Raw genomic sequence first — 22,320 nt, 5'->3', positions numbered from 1 at the left:
AATCCAGTCATCAACCATACTTCTTTAGTGGTATTTTATTAAACTTTGTTACCGGGTCCGAAACTGGACTGCCGTTCAATATTGCATCAGAATTTTTATTGAGTTCATAGTTGATATACGTAGAATAGCCGCCTGCTTATCTACAGAACAGAAAGAAGCGCATACAGAGTAAAATATAATATTTTATTTTATATGGCTATCTTTATTTTTCAGCGAATAGAATCAGGCAACAATTAATATGTTTAATAAGAAAATTATCATCCTGGCAATGTTAACTGCCGTAGCATCCACACCGGTATTTGCCCAGAACACGATTACGTTCAATGGCAAAATTTACGATCAGGCGTGTACGGTTCAGGTTAATGGCTCCACGGATACCACCATTGATTTAGGTAATTACAGCAAAGAACGCATCGCGGAAAAAGGCGCCACAACCGATTACGTGCCGTTTATCGTAAGCCTGGTTAGCTGCCCGGAAGCAGGGACTGGCGTACCAACCCAGGCCATGTTCCGCTTCCACGGCGCAACAGATGATTCCAACCCAACGTACTTCAAAAACGCGGACGAAGGATCGGAAACGGGCGCCGCGGGTGTCGGTATTTCTATTCAGAACGCTTCACATAGCGATGTGACAGATAACACGGATGATGCCGCAGTGAACCTGCCAACCGACGGCTCGACAGCAGACTTTACCTATTACGCCGCCATGGCAAACGATGGTTCCGCAACCGTAACCGGTGGAGATGTTAGCACTCAGGTTACGTATACCGTTTCGTATCAGTAAGGCATTCTCATCCTGATGTGGACAGGCAGGATGCCAGTCCATAGCGTAAAACATCTTTACAGAGTAAAAAATGAAACACATAAAGAAATCCGTGTTGGTCGTATTACTGACAAGCCATGTTGCCCATGCCAGCATTGTTGTTGGCGGAACCCGACTGGTTTTCGACGGCAATAATGATGAGTCGTCAATCAATGTAGAGAATAAAGACAGCAAAGCGAATCTTGTTCAGTCATGGTTATCGGTTGCCGATCCCCAGGTCACAAATAAGCAGGCGTTTATTATCACCCCGCCTCTTTTTCGCCTTGATGCCGGGCAAAAGAACAGCATTCAGGTTATTCGCTCTGGCGCCCCCCTACCTGCAGATCGGGAGTCTATGTACTGGCTCAATATCAAGGGTATTCCTTCTATTGATGATAATGCCTCCGCGAACCGCGTGGAAATCTCCATTAATACCCAAATAAAGCTTATTTATCGACCGCCAGCATTAACAAAATCGACGCCTGATAGCCAGAGCCAACAATTAAAATGGCAGACGGCAGGGGATGTTATTACCGTAAATAACCCTACCCCCTATTATATGAACTTTGCCAGTGTGACGCTTAACAACCATGAAGTGAAATCAGCGACCTTCGTTCCGCCAAAATCATCAGCGTCATTTAAATTGGGTTCTACTGCCGCCCCTCATGGCACGGTAACGTGGCGATTAATCAGCGATTATGGGATGAGTTTAGAGCCGCATTCCGGTTCATTCTAGCCATTAACGACTTCACTTTACTTTTACCCTTTCAGGACTTTTACTGTGCAATTCTCCAGAGTAGAGCCCCGTTCTCAATTAGCGTTATCGTTTCTCTTTATATGCTGTTCCATAAAACCAGCGTTAGCGCATGATCATTTTAATCCATTATCGTTGGAAAATGATGAACCGGGCGTGGAGAATGTCGATCTATCGGTTTTCGAAAAGGGGGGGCAGGCAGAAGGCACCTATAACGTTGATATTTATATTAATAACACCAGTGTTGAAACAAAAAATATTGCCTTTAAAAATAAAAAATCAGCAGATAATAAGCTCTCCCTACAGCCGTGTCTTAGCGTTGAACAACTCAAGCAGTGGGGCGTAAAAACAGAAAACTTCCCCGAGCTTAAAAATGACCCAAACGGGTGTACCGATCTTAGTCTGCTGGCTGGCGCTGTAGCAAAGTTTAATGTCATCGGTAACCGGCTGGATTTAGCGATCCCTCAAATCGCGTTGATCGCCGACCCGCGAGAATTCGTCCCTACCAGCGAATGGGATGAAGGCATTAATGCTTTTTTGCTGAACTACAGTTTTACCGGATCGCAGGATCACGATATTGATGAAAACCGGACGGAAAATAGCGAATACGCTAACCTGCGCCCTGGTATTAACATTGGCGCATGGCGTTTTCGTAACTACTCAACCTGGAATCATGATAGCGATGGGCAAAATAGCTGGGATTCTGCCTACACCTATGTTTCTCGCGATATCGAATTTTTAAAAGGACAGCTGATCGCCGGGGAAAATAACACGCCCGCGGACGTCTTTGACAGTATTTCATTTAAGGGCGTACAGATCTCTTCTGATGACGATATGTTGCCGGACAGTATGAAAGGGTTCGCCCCGGTCATTCGCGGGGTGGCCAAAAGCAGCGCGCAGGTAACCGTTGAACAAAACGGTTATACCATCTACAAAACTAACGTTCCGGCGGGTCCATTCGCCATCAACGATCTTTATCCAACCGGCGGTTCGGGCGACCTGTACGTCACCATCAAAGAATCCGATGGTTCTGAACAGCATTTCATTGTGCCCTACGCCAGCGTTCCGGTATTACAGCGTGAAGGCCACCTGAAATACGACCTGACGGTAGGCCGCACGCGTTCATCAGATACGCATTCCGCGCAACAGAACTTCGCTGAACTGACGGCCTTATACGGATTAGCAGGCGGCATAACCGCCTATGGCGGAATAGAGAGTACGCTGAGCAATGATGTTTATCATGCGGCGCTCATCGGGACAGGCTTAAACCTTGGCGATCTGGGCGCATTGTCTTTAGACGTCACCAACTCATGGTCAAAAATTAAAGCAGGCGATGTGGTTAGCGATACGCTTACCGGACAATCCTGGCGTATTCGTTACAGCAAAGATATTCAGTCAACAGGCACCAATTTCACTGTCGCCGGCTACCGTTATTCGACCAAAGATTACTACGCTCTTGAGGATGTGCTGGATACCTATAGCGATAATAGTCACTATGATCATGTACGTAATCGCACCGACCTGTCGTTATCGCAAGACATTATCTACGGTTCCATTTCACTCACTTTATATAATGAAGATTACTGGAATGACACTCATACCACATCATTAGGTATTGGCTATAACAACACATGGCATAACGTAAGCTATGGCATTAACTATTCTTATACGCTGAACGCCGATAATTCTCAGGATGAAGACGACGATACGGAAGACAGTAATGACCAGCAAATTTCAATCAATATTAGTATTCCGTTAGATGCCTTTATGCCGTCAACGTATGCCACCTACAATATGAACTCCGCGAAAGACGGCGATACCACGCATACTGTCGGTTTAAACGGAACAGCGCTGGCACAGAAAAATCTCTCATGGAGCGTTCAGGAAGGTTATTCCTCTCAAGAGAAAGCCACCAGCGGTAATGTGAGCGCAACCTATAACGGGACGTATGCGGATATTAACGGCGGATATAGCTACGATAATCATATGCGTCGCCTGAATTATGGCGTTCAGGGCGGCGTACTGTTACATCGAAATGGCCTGACACTATCCCAGCCAATGGACGACACCATCATATTGGTTAAAGCCCCTGGCGCAGCGGGTGTCCCCGTGAATAACGAAACGGGCGTGGACACCGATTTTCGGGGTTATGCCGTCGTACCTTATGCTTCGCCTTACCATCGTAATGAAGTCTCTTTAGATACGACTGGCATTAGAAAAAATATTGAGCTCATTGATACCAGTAAAACGCTGGTGCCTACCCGTGGCGCGGTGGTCAGGGCTGAATATAAAACCAATATTGGTTACAAGGCATTGATGGTATTAACCCGCATAAACAATCTGCCTGTTCCTTTTGGCGCGACCGTCTCGTCTTTAACAAAACCAGACAATCACAGCAGTTTTGTTGGTGATGCGGGGCAGGCCTGGTTAACCGGACTGGAAAAACAAGGGCGGTTATTAGTGAAGTGGGGACCAACAGCAGCAGACCGGTGTCAGGTCTCTTATCGTATACCGAGCTCCCCCTCCGCTTCTGGCGTAGAAATCTTACACGAGCAATGCCAGTGATTCTGGTGGGATAAAAGATGAATATGAACAGATTTGCTGCATTAGCCGCCCTGTTAACGTTCACGGGTCTGGCATTATGGTCGCCATCGATCAGCGCGGCATACAATACCGCAGATGCCGTAGACATTAACGTTACGGGATTAATTTATGCCGATCCGTGTACCGTGACGGTCCCCGACACGCTCTCTCTTGGACAATATGCCCGGGCGGATATCGCCGTGGCCGGCGGCAATACCGCCACCATTCCTTTCACCATAAAAATGACGAATTGCCCGGCAACGACCACAAAAGCCGCGATTTCATTTAACGGCGTACCTTATCCCGATCCAAATTATGCTTCTGCGATTTATGCAAACAGCGCGGCCAATCCGGCGCAGGATTTAGGATTACAGCTTTTTAACCTGGACGGTAAAAGTCTGGTCAATCTGGCCAACAACGTCACTTACACGGTGGATATCAACAGTAATACCCATGAAGCCAATTTGCCTGTCGCCGCAAGGATGTATACCCCGTATGGAAAAGTCACGGCAGGGGATTTCACGTCCGTTGTGACGATCACTATCGCATGGCAATAACATCTTTCTATTTCACCTGGTATAAAAGCAGGAATTTTTCATGAGAAGGTTATATCTGGCGCTTATTCTGCTGTTCGCGTATTCCGGTCATGGTTACGCCTCCTGTAAACGTTCCGGAAATGAAGGCGCGATCACTATCACCCCGCCGTCGCAGCTTGTGGTGGATAGCCACGCCTATACCGCAGGCGAAGTGTTGTGGCAATCGGGCTGGGTTTCCACCTCCGAAGTCACAATGGATGGCTGTAGTCGCGATTATAAGGTCGGTTTTTTATATGAACCCGGTAGCGCGCAGTCAAATGCATCAGCGACAATCAATGCGAATGACGGGAACAACACGCCGGTATTTAGCACCGGGATTTCCGGCGTGGGCATTGCGATTAAAACCCAAACGAATGCTGGCCCTTACGATAATGTCATGCCAATCGATAATACCTACCATAATGGCGATGGCAATAAAACACACCATGCGATGGCTCCCGCCTACAATGTTGAACTGGTCGCCTTAGGCGGTCCGATCACCTCCGGTACCGCGACATTCCAAAGCCCACTGGCGCGCGTATCTTTTCGCGATAGCGCAACGGAAGACTCCGGCGGCGATATCCTGACCCATCTGTATTTGGGGAATACGCAATTGATTATGAAAGCGATGGGATGTCGGGTAGAAACACCTGCCATCACCGTGGATTTAGGCAGCGTCAATTTAGGCAGTTTCGCTAACAGTCAAACCGCGGGCACAGGCGAGCAGGATATCCTATTGACCTGCGAACAAGGCACCGCTATTTCCGCATCGTTAAGCGCCCAACCGGCCAGCGGAAATAACCCTGATAATTCAGTCATCCAGTTGAGCAATGCGAGCGCGCCAACCAGCGCAACCGGCGTTGGCGTACAGTTGGGTATTCAGGCGCCGGACGCCGGTTTCTTTACCGACAGTTTGCCAATCAATCAAAAAATTGATCTCTTTACTCACACGATTACCACCAATGCCGATGGCAGCCAGACGGTTAACGGCGGAACCATGAATATGTCCACCACCCTGAAAATTAGCGCGCGCTACTATAAAACCGCCGCCACGGTAACAGCCGGGCAAGCGAATGCCACGGCAACATTAAACCTGACCTATAACTAACGGCATCACATTTTCTGGCGCTGCGCGGGAAAACGTTAACGCGCGCGCCCGTAAAATTTATTTCCACAAACGTAATTCGTCATCTTTTACTGGCGGTAATGACTTACGTTGCTGACAAGAGAGCGAATACCAGTCCAGATGGCGCGTCAGGAACATCACGCCGCCAAGCGCCAGTAGCAGAACGCCGGTCCCCAGAAGCAACGAGCTATCTTCCGAACGCAGCAATCCCCACATCACGCCATCCAGCGCCAATAACGCTAACGTAAACAGTACGCTATTGCGCCATCCTTTCAGCACCGCCTGCAAATAAACGCTATTCATCAACGCGCCCACCAGGCTTGCGGCGATCCAGGCTGGCGTGAAACCGATATGTTCCGACAGTGCCAGCAACAGCAGGTAGAACATCACCAGCGATAACCCCACCAGCAGATACTGCATCGGGTGTAACCGCTGCCCCGTCAGGGTTTCGAAGACAAAGAAAGCCATAAACGTTAGCGTAATCAACAAAATGGCATATTTCGTCGCTCTGTCCGTCAGTTGATACTGATCGGCTGGCGTCGATACAGCGACGCTAAACGCCGGTAAGTTGTCCCAATCCACCTTTTGCGCATCAGCAAACTGTTCGCCGAGATTCGTGGCAAACCGGCTGGTTTGCCACTGGGCCTGAAATCCTGAACCGCTGATATCGCGTTTACCGGGAAGAAAATCCCCCACAAAATTTGGGTGCGGCCAGTTACTGGTCAGGGTCATTTCACTGCTACGCCCGACGGGAACCAGTGAAAAGCTGCCGGTTCCGCTTAAATTTAACGACATCGCCAACGTCAGGTTGCGCGTCGCCCACTGACTGTCCGGCAGCGGGATATGAATGCCCTCTCTACTTTCCGGTAAGCCGGTCCCCGGTTCTACAGTGAGCATTTCACCATTCACCTGCGGCGCTTTTACTGCGCTGATACCGCGCGCATCGCCGACGCCCACGACGATAAAGGGCTTTCCAAGGGTAATGTTCGGTCTGTTCAGCTCATGCAGACGGGCCACATCAAACTCCGCCTTTATCGCCATATCGGTATGCCACACCTGCCCCTGATAAATACCTATTTTTCGCGCTTCAACGTTTTGATTGCCTTCGACCAATAGCGACTCCGGCAGCCAAAAATAGAGATAGCTGCGCTTATACTGGACCTCTTTCTCCTCTTCCAGCACGGTATAGAGCTCTGTCACCGGAATCGCCACCAGCGGGCCGACAACCTTTTGTGGGCCGCTGGTACTCTGACGAATAGCATTCTCCACATGGCTTCGATAATCAGCACGCTCCACGATGGTGTGCCGTACCATCATCAGGGGAATTAACAGCAGGATCATGGCGCCGCCTAACGTAATCATTTTCCACAACAGGGGGGATTTCAACATAGCGTTCTCCTTTGCAATGCCAGCAGTGTAAGAACGCGATGTGGGGAGAATTTGAAGTTATGTGAAGTGACGGTGAAGTGTCAACGAGGCCAGCACGCCGCCTTCGGGACGATTGCACAACGTCACCTCACCGTTGAGGAGCCGCGCCGCCTCGCTGACAAACGCCAGCCCAAGCCCGCTGCTTTTACGCCCGTTTTCACGGGGCAACGAATAGAATCGGTCGAAAATGCGCGGCAGCGCAAAATCAGGAATACCACAGCCGGAATCCGTCACCTGCAGGATCGCTTTCTCCCCCATCGGCTGAGCGCTTAATGTGATAACGCCATTTTCAGGCGTAAAGTCGATGGCATTGTCCAACACATTGCCCAGCGCCTGCGCCAGAAGCTCCGCGTCGGCGACGACAACCAGCGAGGAAGACCGTAGAGTAAGCGTGATATTTTTTGCCGCCAACTGAATACTGCGCGCCTCGCTAAGCTGCGTAAATAGCTCATCAACAGCAACCGGCGCGAGAGGGATATCCTGTCGGTTTTCCAGCCGCGCCTGGCGCAGCAGGGTTTCTACCAGCGCCTGCATTCGCGTATTTTGCGCCAGTATATTCTCTGTAAAGCGGGTAACCACATCCGCGGGCGGTCCTTCACGCAGAATCTCCGCCGCGCCGCGTATCGCCGCCAGCGGACTTTTCAGCTCATGAGTCAACGCATACACATACTGCTCAATCTCATTCTTGCCTTCCAGCTTAATGCGCATACTCTCCAGCGCCTGCGCCAGTTTACGCAGCTCGCTGCTGCCTAATGCAGGTAACGCAAGCGGGCGGTTTTCGGTGACAGAATCCGCATAGCGCGTCAACCGGGCGATGGAGCGGTTAATCCACCAGACCATCCCCGCGCCAATCGCCAGCGCAATTCCCAGTAAAACGGCGCTGGCCCACAGAATGCGCCGTTCGCTGCGCTTAATCACCGGCGCCATTGCCGCATTCGGTTTGCCGACAGTCAGGACGCCGATAATCCGTCCATCGCTGATTATCGGCGCGGCTACGTACATCACCGTGCTATTGGGATCGGCAGCATCTTTTGCCGTGCTGCGGGCGCCATACTGTCCGCGCAGCGTAAGCCAGACGTCATTCCAGCGAGAATAATCCTGCCCCACCGCTTTGTTTTCCGAATCAAACAACACCTTCCCCTGCGCATCCGTCATGTAGACATGGTATTCATTGCGCACTTTGACGATCCCGCTGATATTGGCGCGAAACGGGCGATGTTGCAGCTGGGCGAATGCCTTCGCCAACTGGCCGTCAGTCGGGTTGCCGGAAAGGAGATCGTCGCGGGCCAGCGCCGCCAGCAGCGTTGCGGTGTCAATCAGCGTCCCTTCCGTCGCGCGGCGGACGCCCGGCTTTATCTCCTGAACAAAGATAGACAGCACAAACACGGCGGCGACGGCGACAATAAGAAAGTAGCCCAGTAGCAAACGCATTCCGATGCGCATCAGACGCTCCTCAGGCTGTATCCCATTCCACGATGCGTGTTAATTGGCGAGAGATCCGGGTTGATCGCGCGTAGCTTAGCGCGCAGGGTTTTGATGTGTGTATCGACCGTCCGATCGAAGGTCTCCTGGGCATCAGACCAAACAATATCCATCAATTGCTGACGCGAGTACACGCGCTCCGGCGACAGCAGCAGGGTTTTAAGAAGCAGAAACTCATAACGCGTCAGCGAGAGCGGCGTACCAAACCAGGCGATCTGCGCCGCCGGTTCATTGAGCTCAAAATGTCCGGTACGCACCACCGGCGACGGAGCAGCAAACTTTTTCACCCGACGCAACAGCGTGCGCACGCGGGCGCTCACTTCGCGCGGCGAGAACGGCTTGGCGACATAATCATCTGCGCCGATCTCCAGACCAAGCAATCGATCCACTTCATCGCTACGGGCAGTCAGGAAAAGAATCGGCAGCGCAGGATGGCGTTCCAGCAACTGCCGACACAGCTCAAAGCCGCTGATATCCGGTAGTCCCACATCGAGAATCACCGCATCCGGCCGTTGCTGACGCGCTTTTTCCAGCGCGGGCAGCCCGCGAGCGAATAGCTCAACGGTAAACCCTTCCAGTTGCAGGGTGTAGATGAGCGTATCGGCGATTCCCTGTTCATCCTCGACTAACCAGACCTGCGGTTGCTGCATACTCTTTCCCTGTTATTGTCGCCACGGCATGACCGGCACCGCGCTGATGGCGTTCTTCGGCGACCCATCGACTACTTTGTCGGAGTAGGCCAGATACGCCAGCGTGTTGCGTTTCTCATCATAGAAACGCACAACCTGCAATGACTTAAATATCAATGAGGTGCGTTTTTTGAAAACCACCTCTCCCTGCGCCTTGCCGTTCTTAATTTTGTCGCTCAGTTCAATAGGCCCGACCTGCTGGCAAGAGATAGCGGCGTCAGACGTATCTTCCGCCAGCCCTAATCCGCCTTTTATGCCGCCCGTTTTCGCCCGGCTAACATAGCACGTCACGTTTTTGACATCAGGATCGTCAAAAGCTTCCACCACGATTTTATGGTCAGGACCGAACATTTTAAATACCGTATCGACTGAACCAATTTGTTCCGCGCGGGCGCTCTGCCCCAGCAGCAACAAAATTGAGAAAAGTACTAAGCTCTTGTATTTCATATTGTTACCATTCATAAAAGTTACGTTGCGTAATTATTAGACATTCTAAAATAAAATGGTTATAGATCACAGGATTAGAATAATTACCTGTCACGTTGCCTAAAAAAAGCATTTAAGCTCAAAAAAAACACTGAATGCTAAAAGAACAAAAAATGCTATTATCCTCTTACCTGATATCGGGTGCTCGTTGTTGAAAGGATGGGGATATTTTATGGATCAGGCTGGCATAATTCGCGACCTGTTAATCTGGCTGGAAGGTCATCTGGATCAGCCGCTGTCACTTGACAATGTGGCGGCAAAAGCAGGCTATTCCAAGTGGCACCTGCAGAGAATGTTTAAGGACGTGACGGGCCACGCCATTGGCGCTTACATCCGCGCCCGTCGTTTATCGAAATCAGCAGTGGCGCTGCGTTTGACCGCGCGTCCAATTCTGGATATTGCTCTTCAGTACCGCTTCGATTCTCAGCAAACCTTTACGCGCGCCTTTAAGAAACAGTTTTCCCAGACGCCAGCGCTGTATCGTCGCTCCTCGGAATGGAGCGCCTTTGGCATTCGCCCGCCATTACGGCTGGGCGAGTTTACCGTGCCGGAACATCAGTTCGTTACGCTGGAAGATACGCCGCTCCTTGGCGTCACGCAGAGCTATTCCTGCTCGCTGGAACAGATTTCCGACTTCCGCCACGAAATGCGCGTGCAATTCTGGCATGATTTCCTCGGTCATTCGCCAACTATTCCGCCAGTGCTTTATGGGCTTAATGAAACGCGCCCCAGCATGGAGAAAGACGATGAGCAGGAAGTATTCTATACCACCGCACTGCCGCAAGAGCAGGCCGATGGCTATGTTCAGTCGGCGCATCCTGTGCTGTTGCAGGGCGGTGAATACGTCATGTTCACCTATGAAGGGTTAGGAACCGGCGTGCAGGATTTTATCCTGACCGTTTACGGCACCTGTATGCCAATGCTGAATCTGACCCGTCGTAAAGGACAGGATATAGAGCGATACTACCCGTCAGACGATACCAAAACCGGCGATCGCCCTATCAACCTGCGCTGCGAATTTCTGATCCCGATTCGCCGTTAACGCTGTAGCTCATCCAATGCAGGGGCGTCCAGATGCGAAACGTCCCCTGCGGTTTCTACCACCCACCCAGACGCCAGCCACTGACTTTCCTGGTAATCGATGCGGGAAATAGAGCAGTTGCGCAAACGTAACCGGCGTTCCGCCCAGGCGGGTAGTCCCAGTATAGTACTGACCAGACAGCCCAACGCGATACCGTGACTGACCAATAAAGGTCGGCTGCCCTGCGGTAGCTCCAGACAGGACGCCAGCGCGGCATGAACGCGATCGCTCAACTCCTGCATCGATTCCCCACCGGGAATGCGGCCATCCTGCGTGCCGTTGACCAGCTGACGACGCCAGCCCTCTTCTTCTTCCGTCAGCGAATCGATCTGGCGCTTTTCCAGCACGCCCATATCCAGCTCGCGCAGGCGGGAGTCAAAGGTGATATCACACCCGCACGCCTGGGCGATAATCTCCGCCGTGCGTTTTGTGCGGCCTAAATCGCTGCTGATGATATGGGTGATGCCGAGGCTGCGGGCGCGTTCTCCTACCTGCATGGCCTGCTGCTCGCCTTTTGCTGTCAGGGGACTGTCCGATTGACCCTGAATACGTCGCTCGGCGTTCCACTGCGTTTCACCGTGGCGAACAAGGTATACCTGTAACATGTTTTTTTTCCGTTATACTGCGATAAATTTTTAAAACTGAGCTTAATTATGCACCAGGTTATCTCTGCGACCACCAATCCTGCCAAAATTCAGGCAATTCTACAGGCATTTGAAGAGATTTTCGGCGAAGGATCGTGCCATATTACGCCCGTCGCCGTCGAGAGCGGCGTACCGGAGCAGCCCTTCGGAAGCGAGGAAACGCGTGCTGGCGCACGAAATCGCGTGGGTAATGCGCGACGCCTGCATCCACAAGCTGATTTCTGGGTAGCCATTGAAGCCGGAATTGACGATGACGCCACCTTCAGTTGGGTGGTGATTGATAACGGCGTTCAGCGCGGTGAAGCGCGATCGGCCACGCTGCCGCTGCCCGCCGTCATTCTCGACAGAGTCCGCCAGGGAGAAGCGCTTGGCCCGGTAATGTCGCAGTACACAGGTATTGATGAGATTGGTCGTAAAGAGGGCGCCATTGGCGTATTTACCGCCGGAAAATTAACGCGCTCCAGCGTTTACTACCAGGCGGTGATCCTGGCGCTCAGCCCGTTTCATAACGCGGTGTATCGATAATTATTTGCGCTATATTGTAAGCCTGATAAGCACAGCGCCATCAGGCATTTCGCGGCGATGTTGCCGGATGGCCGCTTCGCCTTATCCGGCCTACGAGCAAATCAGGCGTTTTTCAGCAGTACGTTCTCAAGCCAATGACGCAGTTCAACCGGCGCGGATTTCAGGCTGTTTGACCCGCGCGTGATGGTGGCGATGCCCGCCCCCAGCTCGGTTTTCAACTCGCGCTGGCTCATTTCGCCACGCAGCAACTCCTCAATAATGCGCACGCGCGTTCCCAGCGCTTCACGCTCGTCCGGCGTAAGCATCAGTTGTAATAAAGGCAGATGCAGATCCTCTGCATATGCCTGACGGAGTAACTCCACAAAACGAAGCCACTCCTGATTACGTTGTTCGGCGATAGCCGATGAATAAGGGGAATGCTGGGTCATGTTATACCGCCGTTTGTACTGTTACACGAGTACAAATGATAACATAACCCGTCTGCATTAATACCGTCGCTGCCACTCAGAGTCGCTCATTAAGGCCTCTTTCTGTCCCATAAAGTGGCGATAGTAAGCGTCATAGGCCAGAACGTTTTTCACGTAGCCGCGCGTTTCCGAAAAGGGAATGCTTTCGACAAACGCTACGGCATCGATACGCCCGGCGCTATTGCCAAGCCAGGTGCGCACGCGCCCCGGCCCGGCGTTATACGCCGCCGAGGCGAAAATACGGTTATTACCAAACTGCTGATAGACATACTGCAAATAGCTGGTGCCAATGTTGATGTTGGTCTCCGGCTCCAGCAGTTGGCCGGGGCCGCGGTAGTCCGGAATCGAAAACATTTTCACCGTATGGGTGGCCGTTCCCGGCATAATCTGCATTAAGCCGCTGGCCCCTACCGGCGATTTTACTTTCGGGTTCCAGGCGCTCTCCTGGCGGGCAATCGCCATGGCATAGCTTTGTGAGATATCTTTTCCGCGGGTATAGCGGGTAAAAAGATCGTTATACGCCAGCGGGAAACGCTCCTCCAGATGATCCCACAGTTTTCCGGCGATCGTCGCCTGTACGCTCAGATCCCACCAGTGCTGGTTAAACGCATAGCGCGCCAGCTGCGCCTGTTCAGATTTACTACGGCTTTTTACCAGATTCGCCCATTCGCTGCGCGCCGTGTTATCCAGGTTCCAGTACATCAGCTCCCGTACACGTGCCATCTCCGGCCCCTGCGTCAACGCGCTGTTTACGTTGGCGGGCGCTTTATCGATTTTAAGCGTGTACTCTTCGCCTAAACGCTGCGCCGCGACCATCGGATAAAAACCGCGCTTCTGCATTAAAGCATGAAGGATCTCTTTCGCTTCGGCGTCACGACCGCGTTCCAGCAATAAATCCGCCTGCCAGTAACGCCACTCGTCTTTCTCTTTCGCCTCCATTGGCAGTCGGGCAAGCCAGGTATTGAGACCGCGACGATCGCCCATCCCCAGCGCCATGCGCACGCGCCGTTCGATAAGCGACGTCGATTGCGAGCGCATAATCGCGTCATCGCGCCATTTCGCCTGCGCATCGGTCACATCGTTGCCCATCAGTCGCCAGGCAACGATATCGCGCAGCGCCTGCGTTTGTTCCTCATTAAGTTTCTGCGCCTGTACCAGCGAGGGGATCATCAGACGTGCATTTTCCGCGTCCTGGCGGGCGACGCTGGCAAACGCGACTTCCGCCATCTGGCGGGTAAAATCGGTGGCGCCGGTGGTGCGTGCGAAGGTCAACACGTTATTAGGGTCATTAGCCAGGGTAATGATCGCTGAGGCGATCGTTTGATATTCCGCCGGCATCTGTCCGGCCAGCACCGTAACCAGCCCCGTATTTCCGGCTTTCATCGCCAGCCGAATACGTTCCAGATACGCCAGCGGGTCTTGCTTGCCGGAGGCCCGCCAGACACTGAACAGTTTATCGCAGGCATTCGGCTGACTTTTGCCGGTCAGCCAAAGGTCTTTCGCGCCCTGCCAGGCCGCTTCCGTTTGCCCGGTACTCCATTTCGCGTAGTAATAGTTACATTGCGCTTCCGTGGTGCCGGGTTTCTCCGGGCTAAACGCCAGCAAGCCGCGCCAGTCTTCACGACGCGCCAGCTCATTGACGAAGCGTGATTGCAGCGTACGCGCAGGCGGAAGCGTAGGATTGGCGCGCACAAACTGCGTGACAGCAATCGCCGGTTGGTTCATCAAATCGTCGGTGATCTTACGGTATTCCAGATACGGGTAGAGCGGATAATCTTTCAGACCCGGCATCATCTGCTCTACCACATCCATCTGGCGGTTGTCCCAGGCCTGCTTAATCTGCGCATAGCGGTTACGCTGCTCTTCCAGTGAGTCGGCCCGCGCGAGGTGACAAAAGGTCAGCAGGCATACGCTGGCGGCGACGAGACGCCAGACAAATGGTTTGGCTCTATCCACAAGCACTTCCTCAATTGTTATCCAATGCAGCATCATGCCGCGTAATGAATTTATGCTAACCAGTCATAGCCATTTGCGCCACGTTACGGACACTTTTTTACTTTTATTGCGAGTGCGATCTGCTGGCTGGGCTTAGGCAGGGAAAAAGGCTACACTTCGCCTTTGACATCTATTCACCATCACGATAAACATAGAGGCGAAGTCCAACGTGGCTCAATTCGTTTATACCATGCATCGTGTCGGCAAAGTGGTTCCGCCGAAACGTCATATTCTGAAAAACATCTCGCTGAGCTTCTTCCCTGGCGCCAAAATCGGCGTGCTGGGCCTTAACGGCGCCGGTAAGTCTACCCTGCTGCGCATCATGGCGGGGCTCGATAAAGATATCGAGGGCGAAGCGCGCCCGCAGCCCGGCATTAAGATTGGCTACCTGCCGCAGGAACCTCAGCTAAACCCGGAACACACGGTACGCGAGTCGATTGAAGAGGCCGTTTCGGAAGTGGTTAACGCCCTCAAACGTCTGGATGAAGTGTACGCGCTGTATGCCGATCCGGATGCCGACTTCGACAAGCTGGCCGCAGAGCAGGGCCGACTTGAAGAGATTATCCAGGCGCACGACGGTCATAATCTGAACGTGCAGCTTGAGCGCGCTGCTGACGCTCTGCGTCTGCCGGACTGGGATGCCAAAGTCGAAAAACTGTCCGGCGGCGAGCGCCGTCGCGTGGCGCTGTGCCGTCTGTTGCTGGAAAAGCCGGACATGCTGCTGCTCGACGAACCCACCAACCACCTGGATGCCGAATCTGTTGCGTGGCTGGAACGTTTCCTGCACGACTTCGAAGGTACCGTCGTGGCGATTACCCACGACCGTTACTTCCTCGATAACGTCGCCGGCTGGATTCTGGAACTTGACCGCGGCGAAGGTATTCCGTGGGAAGGCAACTACTCCTCCTGGCTGGAGCAGAAAGATCAGCGTCTGGCGCAGGAAGCGTCTGCCGAAGCGGCGCGCCGTAAATCCATTGAGAAAGAGCTGGAGTGGGTGCGTCAGGGCGCGAAAGGCCGTCAGTCGAAAGGTAAGGCGCGTCTGGCTCGCTTTGAAGAACTGAACAGCGTTGAGTATCAGAAACGTAACGAAACCAACGAACTGTTTATTCCACCAGGACCGCGTCTGGGCGACAAAGTCATTGAAGTCAGCAACCTGCGTAAATCCTACGGCGACCGCGTACTGATCGACGACCTGAGCTTCTCGGTGCCGAAAGGCGCTATCGTCGGGATCATCGGGCCAAACGGCGCGGGTAAATCGACCCTGTTCCGCATGATGTCCGGTCAGGAGCAGCCCGATAGCGGCACCATTACGCTGGGTGAAACCGTCAAGCTGGCCTCGGTCGATCAGTTCCGCGACGCGATGGACAACAGCAAAACCGTCTGGGAAGAAGTGTCCGGCGGGCTGGATATCATGAAGATCGGCAACACTGAAATGCCAAGCCGCGCCTATGTAGGCCGCTTCAACTTCAAAGGCGTCGATCAGGGCAAACGCGTTGGCGAACTGTCCGGCGGTGAGCGCGGTCGTTTGCATCTGGCGAAGCTGCTGCAGGTGGGCGGCAACGTCCTGCTGCTCGACGAACCGACGAACGACCTGGATATCGAAACCCTGCGCGCGCTGGAAAACGCCCTGCTGGAGTTCCCTGGCTGCGCGATGGTTATCTCGCACGACCGTTGGTTCCTTGACCGTATCGCCACCCACATTCTGGATTATCAGGATGAAGGTAAGGTGGAATTCTTCGAAGGCAACTTTACCGAATACGAAGAGTACAAGAAACGCACGCTGGGCGCCGAGGCGCTGGAGCCGAAGCGTATCAAGTACAAGCGTATTGCCAAATAAATGTCTGAATGCCGGGTGGCGCTTGCGCTTACCCGGCCTACAAACCCAGCGATTCCAGTACGTTGTGAAACTGTAGGCCTGATAAGACGCGGTAAGCGTCGCATCAGGCATTGGTTCTTATCCCTGCTCGCCCATCATCTCTTTCACCAGTTCCACACAGCGCAAAAAGCGACCATCGTAATCAGCCTCTTTAACGTGAACGAACTCAATGTTGTTCTCTTTCAGCATCTCGACCAGCAGGTTCTGGAACGCTTTGCGATCCACTGAACTGCCCAGGCTTCGCAGTCCGTCAGCTACCCACGGCGTATTATTCTCCAGCAAAATCACCAGGTCGAAGCGATACTCGTCGATCAGCGCCTGGACAAAGGGATGCTCGCGTCCTTCGTATTTTTTGCAAAATGCCTGGGTGGTGACGAAATCGGTATCGATAAACGCCACTTTATTCGCATATTTCACTGCGAAATCAATATATTGCGCATGGCCCAGCGCAATTTTATCGTAGTCGGAATACTGTAACGCCATCTCATCGCCGCCCAGATGCGAAAAGACATAGTCGCGGCCATATTCCCAGGCGCTGGTGGTATTAAAAATATTGGCGAGCTTATTGACCAGCGTAGACTTGCCGCTTGATTCCCCGCCCAGAATCGCGACGGTACGCACGAAAAACGGCTTCACTTCGGTAGGAATATATTCCCAGTAACGAAACGGATTTTCGCGGATTTGCGCCCCACTGATATTCATAAACGTGCGTTCAGGATCGACCAGCACCGTCTCAATCCCTAAATGCTCAAGATACTGCGGCGCATCAGCCTCTTCGGAAGTGTAGATCCAGCTCGGCTGTATTCCCTTCTCTGCCATAAACGCTTTAATGCCGTTGCTCCAGACGTCCCAGCCATGCGGATAAGGCTCCATCCCCTCTTCATTAAAGGCGTGGATGCGAATATTTTTTTGGTATTTGAAGGTTTGCAGCAACCAGCGCAGGCGATCCGACACGGTGGGCTGCTGCGACATGGCGCTATCCTCAAACAGCCCGCGGTCGCGCGTATCGTCATATCCCATAATGATGTGCAACTCATCCACCTGGCTACAGGCGCGCTGGATCAAGTAGATGTGTCCGGTATGCAATGGATAAAATTTACCGAACACCACGCCAATGTTTTTCTGCCGGCGGGGAAACTCCAGCCCGAGAAAACGGTGTAGCGCCTCCAGTTTTTGCGCGCTGGGGCTTTTGATTTTGGCGTTAAGTAACTGACTCAGATACCCCTTGGTCATACCGCTGGCGTCAGCCACCTGTTGCAGAGTGCAACCTTGCTGCTTAATCGCGGTTTTGAGATAGTCGAACGATGACACAAGAGCCTCCTGCTGGAAAAATCGCATAACACTGCCTGATGGCGCTTCGCTTATCAGGCCTACAACATCAATCCGTATCAATCCGTAGGCCGGATAAGACGCATTGCGTCGCCATCCGGCAAATTATACAACATCACTACATACAGCAAATTATAAGTCGTCAAACACGCTTAACGCATCTGCGAGCTTTTTAACACCGAACACCTGCATTCCTTCCGGCGGCTTTTTCGGTACGTTGGCGGCAGGCACAATCGCCCGACGAAAACCGTGTTTCGCCGCCTCGGAAATACGCTCCTGCCCGCTCGGCACCGGACGAATCTCGCCTGCCAGCCCCACTTCGCCAAACACCACCAGATCCTGCGGCAACGGCCTGTCACGCAGGCTGGAGACCATCGCCAGCAGTAAAGCCAGATCCGCGCTGGTTTCGGTGACTTTCACGCCGCCGACCACGTTGACGAAGACGTCCTGATCCGACATTTGTAGACCGCCGTGTCGGTGCAGCACCGCTAGCAGGATTGCCAGACGGTTTTGTTCCAGACCGACCGCCACGCGTCTGGGGTTCGCCATCATCGAGTGATCGACCAGCGCCTGAATCTCCACCAGCAACGGTCGCGTGCCTTCCCAGACGACCATCACTGAACTGCCGGAAGTGACCTCATCGCCACGGCTTAAAAAGATGGCGGACGGATTGCTCACTTCGCGCAACCCCTGTTCGGTCATGGCGAAGACGCCCAGCTCATTGACTGCGCCAAAGCGGTTTTTGTGGCTGCGCAGCGTGCGAAAACGAGAATCGGCGTCGCCGTCGAGCAATACTGAGCAATCGATACAGTGTTCCAGCACTTTCGGCCCGGCCAGCGACCCGTCTTTGGTGACGTGGCCGACCATCACGATCGCCACGCCACGCGTTTTGGCGAAGCGCGTCAGGTAGGCTGCCGTTTCGCGGACCTGGGCGACGCTGCCTGGCGACGACTGGATGTCCGCCATATGCATCACCTGTATGGAGTCGATCACCATCAGTTTCGGCTGTTCTTCTTCCGCTATCAGGCAGATCTGCTCGATGCTGGTTTCGGAGAGCATATTCAGATTAGCGGTCGGCAGGCCGAGACGGTGCGCACGCATCGCCACCTGCTGTAGCGACTCTTCGCCGGTGACGTACAGCGTTTTCATCTGCTCGGCGAGCTTGCACAGCGTTTGCAGCAGCAACGTTGATTTGCCCGCGCCGGGGTTACCGCCAATCAAAATGGCGCTGCCGGGTACCACCCCGCCGCCCAGCACGCGGTCAAACTCTTTAAAACCGGTAGAAAAGCGCGGCAGTTCCTCAAGACTGATGTCAGACAGTTTCTGCACTTTTGATACGCCCGCACTGCCGGCGTATCCGCTCAGACGTTCGTTACGCGCCACCGTCGGCGACGCGGCAAGGCGCACCTCGGTAATGGTGTTCCAGGCCTGGCAGGCGCTGCACTGCCCCTGCCAGCGTGGGTAATCGGCACCACATTCATTACAAACAAAGGCGCGTTTTGGAGCTTTTGCCACGTTTTACCTCTTTCGTTAACGCTGTTGCCGGATGGCGCTGATGCTTATCCGGCCTACGGTCGCCTTGCCATTGGGCAGGTTAATCATTTCTGGTTCATGCTGCCGGAGAGAATGCAAAACACGCCCATCAGGTCAGCGTGGCGGATCGTAATCTCCGTCTTTTCGTTTACTTTTGGCTTGGCATGGAAGGCAATACCTAACCCTGCCGATTTGATCATTGGCAGATCGTTAGCGCCGTCGCCAATCGCCACCGTCTGCGCCAGCGGGATGTCATGCTCTTGCGCCAGACGAAGCAAGGTATTGGCTTTATACTCAGCATCCACAATATCGCCGATAACGTGACCGGTAAATTTACCGTCCATGATCTCCAGCTCATTGGCGACCGCCGCCGTCAGGCGTAGCTGGTCACGCAGATAGTCGGCGAAGAAAGTGAAGCCGCCGGAGGCGATAGCGATTTTCCAGCCAAGCGCTTCCAGTTTTAGCACCAACTGCGTTAATCCTGGCATTAGCGGCAGATTCCCACGCACCTGGCGCAAAATATCGGCATCCGCGCCTTTCAGCGTCGCCACGCGGCTGCGCAGGCTGGCGGTAAAATCAAGCTCGCCGCGCATCGCGCGCTCCGTCACTTCAGCCACCTTCTCACCGGTACCGGCCAGCTTCGCGATTTCATCGATACACTCAATTTGGATCGCCGTGGAATCCATGTCCATGACCAGCAGCCCCGGCGTGCGCAGATGCGGAATTTTACCCAGCGGCGCGACATCCAGCTGCGCCTCATGCGCCAGCCGCGTCGCACGCGGCGTCAGCGACCCCGCCAGACGAATGACCTGATAATCCTCCACGCACCAGGCGGCGACAATCACCATTGCGGCACCCAGTTTGGTCTGATATTGAGTTAAACGCTGCTTATCCAGCCCGCGCCCATACAGCAGCCAACCGCTGCGGCCTGCATGGTAATCCAGAGGCATCACCTCGTCGCCGCTTAAAGAAAGAGGCAAACCAGGCCATAAAGAGACATCTTCAGGCAGATCGCACCAGGTAATGTTAGGCATTAAAGCTCCTGTAAATCGTTCAGGCCGGTAACCGCCCCGCGGAAAATAACGCATGAGGCTACCTTGTAACCATCGCTTCTGGCAACATTAAGCCTCAAATTTTCAGCAGGTGGAATATGGCTCGCGCAAAACTGAAATTTCGGCTGCATCGTGCAGTCATTGTATTGTTCTGTCTCACACTGCTCGTCGCGCTTATGCAGGGCGCGTCCTGGTTTAGTCAAAACCACCAGCGACAGCGCAATCCGCAGCTGGAAGAGCTGGCCCGCACGCTGGCGCGCCAGGTGACGCTCAACATCGCCCCGCTGATGCGCAGCGAAACACCGGATGAAAATCGCATCAACGCCGTGCTGCGTCAGCTCACGCAAGAGAGCCGAATTCTGGATGCCGGCGTCTATGATGAACAGGGCGATCTTATTACTCGCGCTGGCGAAAGCGTCAACGTGCGCGACAGGCTGGCGCTGGATGGCAAAAAAGCGGGCAGCTATTTTAACCAACAAATTGTCGAGCCTATCCAGGGGAAAAACGGCCCATTGGGCTACCTGCGTCTAACGCTGGATACCCACACGCTGGCCACCGAAGCAAAGCAGGTCGATAACACCACCAACATTCTACGTCTGATGCTGCTACTCTCGCTGGCGATAGGCGTGGTGCTGACGCGCACCTTGCTACAAGGTAAACGCACCCGCTGGCAGCAGTCGCCCTTCCTGCTAACGGCCAGCAAGCCCGTTCCGGAAGAGGAAGAGCGTGAGGAAAAAGAGTAAAATGACGGCTTAATAAAGGTAAGGAAAACCACTATGACAACATTACGCCTGCTTATTTCTGACTCTTACGATCCCTGGTTTAACCTGGCGGTCGAGGAGTGCATTTTCCGCCAGATGCCCGCCACCCAGCGCGTGCTGTTCCTGTGGCGCAACGCGGATACGGTGGTCATTGGACGCGCGCAAAACCCGTGGAAAGAGTGTAATACGCGGCGTATGGAAGAAGATAATGTCCGTCTGGCCCGCCGTAGCAGCGGCGGCGGCGCGGTATTCCATGACCTCGGTAATACCTGCTTTACCTTTATGGCTGGTAAACCGGAATACGATAAAACCATCTCCACCCATATTGTGCTCGCGGCGCTGAATTCGCTGGGGGTCATGGCCGATGCTTCGGGACGCAACGATCTGGTCGTAAAAACGCCGGACGGCGATCGCAAAGTCTCCGGTTCAGCCTATCGCGAAACCAAAGATCGCGGCTTCCATCACGGTACGCTGCTGCTGAATGCAGACCTCAGCCGTCTGGCAAACTATCTGAATCCCGATAAAAAGAAGCTTGCGGCGAAAGGAATCACCTCCGTTCGCTCCCGCGTGGCCAATCTTACCGAGCTATTACCGGGTATCACCCATGAACAGGTCTGCCAGGCGGTCACGGAAGCCTTTTTCGCCCATTACGGCGAACGCGTCGACGCGGAAGTGATTTCACCGGATAAAACGCCGGATCTGCCGAATTTTACCGAAACCTTTGCGCGCCAGAGCAGCTGGGAGTGGAATTTCGGCCAGGCACCGGCGTTCAGCCATCTACTGGACGAACGTTTCACCTGGGGCGGCGTCGAGCTGCATTTTGACGTCGAGAAAGGTGTGATTACCCGCGCACAGGTGTTTACCGATAGCCTGAACCCGGCACCGCTGGAAGCGCTGGCCGAGCGGCTGCAAGGGTGTTTGTACCGCGCGGATAAACTACAGGAAACGTGCGAGGCGCTACTGGTTGATTTCCCGGAGCAGGAAAAAGAACTGCGGGAACTGTCGGCGTGGATTGCAGAAGCCGTGCGCTAAATGAATAATATCAGAGAGACGAATGTGTCTCTGATATTATTTAAACATAACAACATATTCTGAAAAATGAGTGAATAGCACAAATAGTTAAAACACACTC

The 22,320-nt window shown here is 53.4% G+C and carries 20 protein-coding genes; 10 read left to right on the top strand and 10 right to left on the bottom strand.

Features of this window, described 5'->3' with window-relative positions; all coding sequences use genetic code 11:
- The first annotated feature begins 238 nt into the window (after window positions 1-238).
- The 5 genes from J4613_RS08055 to sthE all read left to right on the top strand — a co-directional run bounded on the left by J4613_RS08055 (window position 239) and on the right by sthE (window position 5,822).
- A complete protein-coding gene (locus J4613_RS08055) occupies window positions 239-784 on the top strand; it encodes a fimbrial protein (protein ID WP_001647479.1) in 546 nt (181 codons plus the stop codon).
- Between the two features lie 70 nt (window positions 785-854).
- Window positions 855-1,538 (top strand): fimbrial biogenesis chaperone SthA, encoded by a 684-nt coding sequence (gene sthA, locus J4613_RS08050; protein WP_111742482.1) that lies wholly within the window; start codon window positions 855-857, stop codon window positions 1,536-1,538.
- Between the two features lie 45 nt (window positions 1,539-1,583).
- Window positions 1,584-4,121: a fimbrial outer membrane usher protein gene (locus J4613_RS08045; protein WP_001160707.1), complete on the top strand. Its 2,538-nt coding sequence runs from the start codon at window positions 1,584-1,586 to the stop codon at window positions 4,119-4,121.
- Window positions 4,122-4,138: 17 nt separating this feature from the next.
- Window positions 4,139-4,696, top strand: coding sequence for a fimbrial protein (locus J4613_RS08040; RefSeq protein ID WP_001056984.1), 558 nt, complete (start codon window positions 4,139-4,141; stop codon window positions 4,694-4,696).
- Window positions 4,697-4,736: 40 nt separating this feature from the next.
- Window positions 4,737-5,822, top strand: coding sequence for a fimbrial major subunit SthE (sthE, locus tag J4613_RS08035; protein ID WP_021001129.1), 1,086 nt, complete (start codon window positions 4,737-4,739; stop codon window positions 5,820-5,822).
- 57 nt (window positions 5,823-5,879) lie between these two features.
- Here the strand turns inward: sthE and creD are convergent, their stop codons facing one another.
- The 4 genes from creD to creA are packed head-to-tail and all read right to left on the bottom strand — an operon-like array spanning window position 5,880 to window position 9,886.
- Window positions 5,880-7,229, bottom strand: a complete 1,350-nt coding sequence (gene creD / locus J4613_RS08030; protein WP_111742483.1) for a cell envelope integrity protein CreD — start codon at window positions 7,227-7,229, stop codon at window positions 5,880-5,882.
- A 57-nt stretch (window positions 7,230-7,286) separates the two neighbouring features.
- Window positions 7,287-8,711 (bottom strand): two-component system sensor histidine kinase CreC, encoded by a 1,425-nt coding sequence (gene creC, locus J4613_RS08025; RefSeq protein ID WP_111742484.1) that lies wholly within the window; start codon window positions 8,709-8,711, stop codon window positions 7,287-7,289.
- Window positions 8,711-9,400 carry a two-component system response regulator CreB gene (gene creB, locus J4613_RS08020; RefSeq protein WP_001187046.1) on the bottom strand — a complete coding sequence of 230 codons (690 nt, stop codon included), beginning with the start codon at window positions 9,398-9,400 and terminating at the stop codon, window positions 8,711-8,713. Before creB ends, creC begins: the two co-directional genes overlap by 1 nt.
- A 12-nt stretch (window positions 9,401-9,412) precedes the next feature.
- Entirely contained in the window at window positions 9,413-9,886 is a 474-nt protein-coding gene (gene creA / locus J4613_RS08015) for a protein CreA (RefSeq protein WP_000875811.1), read from the bottom strand.
- Window positions 9,887-10,097: 211 nt separating this feature from the next.
- On the opposite strand from creA, the gene robA reads away from it, so the two are divergent.
- Window positions 10,098-10,967, top strand: coding sequence for an MDR efflux pump AcrAB transcriptional activator RobA (gene robA / locus J4613_RS08010; protein ID WP_111742485.1), 870 nt, complete (start codon window positions 10,098-10,100; stop codon window positions 10,965-10,967).
- Here robA and gpmB read toward each other — a convergent pair.
- Window positions 10,964-11,611, bottom strand: a complete 648-nt coding sequence (gene gpmB, locus J4613_RS08005) for a 2,3-diphosphoglycerate-dependent phosphoglycerate mutase GpmB (protein ID WP_000942363.1) — start codon at window positions 11,609-11,611, stop codon at window positions 10,964-10,966. The genes robA and gpmB overlap by 4 nt on opposite strands.
- Before the next feature lie 48 nt (window positions 11,612-11,659).
- Here gpmB and yjjX point away from each other — a divergent pair, with 48 nt between their 5' ends.
- Window positions 11,660-12,175: an inosine/xanthosine triphosphatase gene (gene yjjX / locus J4613_RS08000; protein WP_000554315.1), complete on the top strand. Its 516-nt coding sequence runs from the start codon at window positions 11,660-11,662 to the stop codon at window positions 12,173-12,175.
- A 101-nt stretch (window positions 12,176-12,276) separates the two neighbouring features.
- Here yjjX and trpR read toward each other — a convergent pair whose 3' ends face one another.
- Window positions 12,277-12,603 carry a trp operon repressor gene (gene trpR, locus J4613_RS07995; protein ID WP_000192003.1) on the bottom strand — a complete coding sequence of 109 codons (327 nt, stop codon included), beginning with the start codon at window positions 12,601-12,603 and terminating at the stop codon, window positions 12,277-12,279.
- A gap of 57 nt (window positions 12,604-12,660) precedes the next feature.
- Window positions 12,661-14,598: a murein transglycosylase gene (sltY, locus tag J4613_RS07990; protein WP_000373272.1), complete on the bottom strand. Its 1,938-nt coding sequence runs from the start codon at window positions 14,596-14,598 to the stop codon at window positions 12,661-12,663.
- A gap of 208 nt (window positions 14,599-14,806) precedes the next feature.
- Here sltY and ettA point away from each other — a divergent pair, with 208 nt between their 5' ends.
- The gene (ettA, locus tag J4613_RS07985) at window positions 14,807-16,474 is read left to right on the top strand and encodes an energy-dependent translational throttle protein EttA (RefSeq protein ID WP_000046770.1); all 1,668 of its coding nucleotides are present in this window, start codon (window positions 14,807-14,809) and stop codon (window positions 16,472-16,474) included.
- 117 nt (window positions 16,475-16,591) lie between these two features.
- Here ettA and nadR read toward each other — a convergent pair whose 3' ends face one another.
- The 3 genes from nadR to serB form a co-directional block, all read right to left on the bottom strand.
- Window positions 16,592-17,824 (bottom strand): multifunctional transcriptional regulator/nicotinamide-nucleotide adenylyltransferase/ribosylnicotinamide kinase NadR, encoded by a 1,233-nt coding sequence (gene nadR / locus J4613_RS07980; protein WP_000093829.1) that lies wholly within the window; start codon window positions 17,822-17,824, stop codon window positions 16,592-16,594.
- A 150-nt stretch (window positions 17,825-17,974) separates the two neighbouring features.
- Window positions 17,975-19,357: a DNA repair protein RadA gene (gene radA, locus J4613_RS07975; protein WP_001029720.1), complete on the bottom strand. Its 1,383-nt coding sequence runs from the start codon at window positions 19,355-19,357 to the stop codon at window positions 17,975-17,977.
- 83 nt (window positions 19,358-19,440) lie between these two features.
- Window positions 19,441-20,409: a phosphoserine phosphatase gene (gene serB, locus J4613_RS07970; RefSeq protein WP_001132984.1), complete on the bottom strand. Its 969-nt coding sequence runs from the start codon at window positions 20,407-20,409 to the stop codon at window positions 19,441-19,443.
- Window positions 20,410-20,525: 116 nt separating this feature from the next.
- Here serB and J4613_RS07965 point away from each other — a divergent pair, with 116 nt between their 5' ends.
- Together J4613_RS07965 and lplA are read left to right on the top strand one after the other, a co-directional pair.
- Window positions 20,526-21,170, top strand: coding sequence for a YtjB family periplasmic protein (locus J4613_RS07965; protein ID WP_000090067.1), 645 nt, complete (start codon window positions 20,526-20,528; stop codon window positions 21,168-21,170).
- Between the two features lie 33 nt (window positions 21,171-21,203).
- A complete protein-coding gene (gene lplA, locus J4613_RS07960; protein WP_111742486.1) occupies window positions 21,204-22,220 on the top strand; it encodes a lipoate--protein ligase LplA in 1,017 nt (338 codons plus the stop codon).
- The last annotated feature ends 100 nt before the right edge of the window (window positions 22,221-22,320 follow it).

The sequence above is a fragment of the Salmonella sp. 32020114201800008SM genome (genome assembly GCF_017572025.1).
Lineage (GTDB): Bacteria > Pseudomonadota > Gammaproteobacteria > Enterobacterales > Enterobacteriaceae > Salmonella > Salmonella enterica.
Note: the sequence above shows the minus strand (reverse complement) of the source record. Positions and strands in the feature narration are given on the sequence as shown.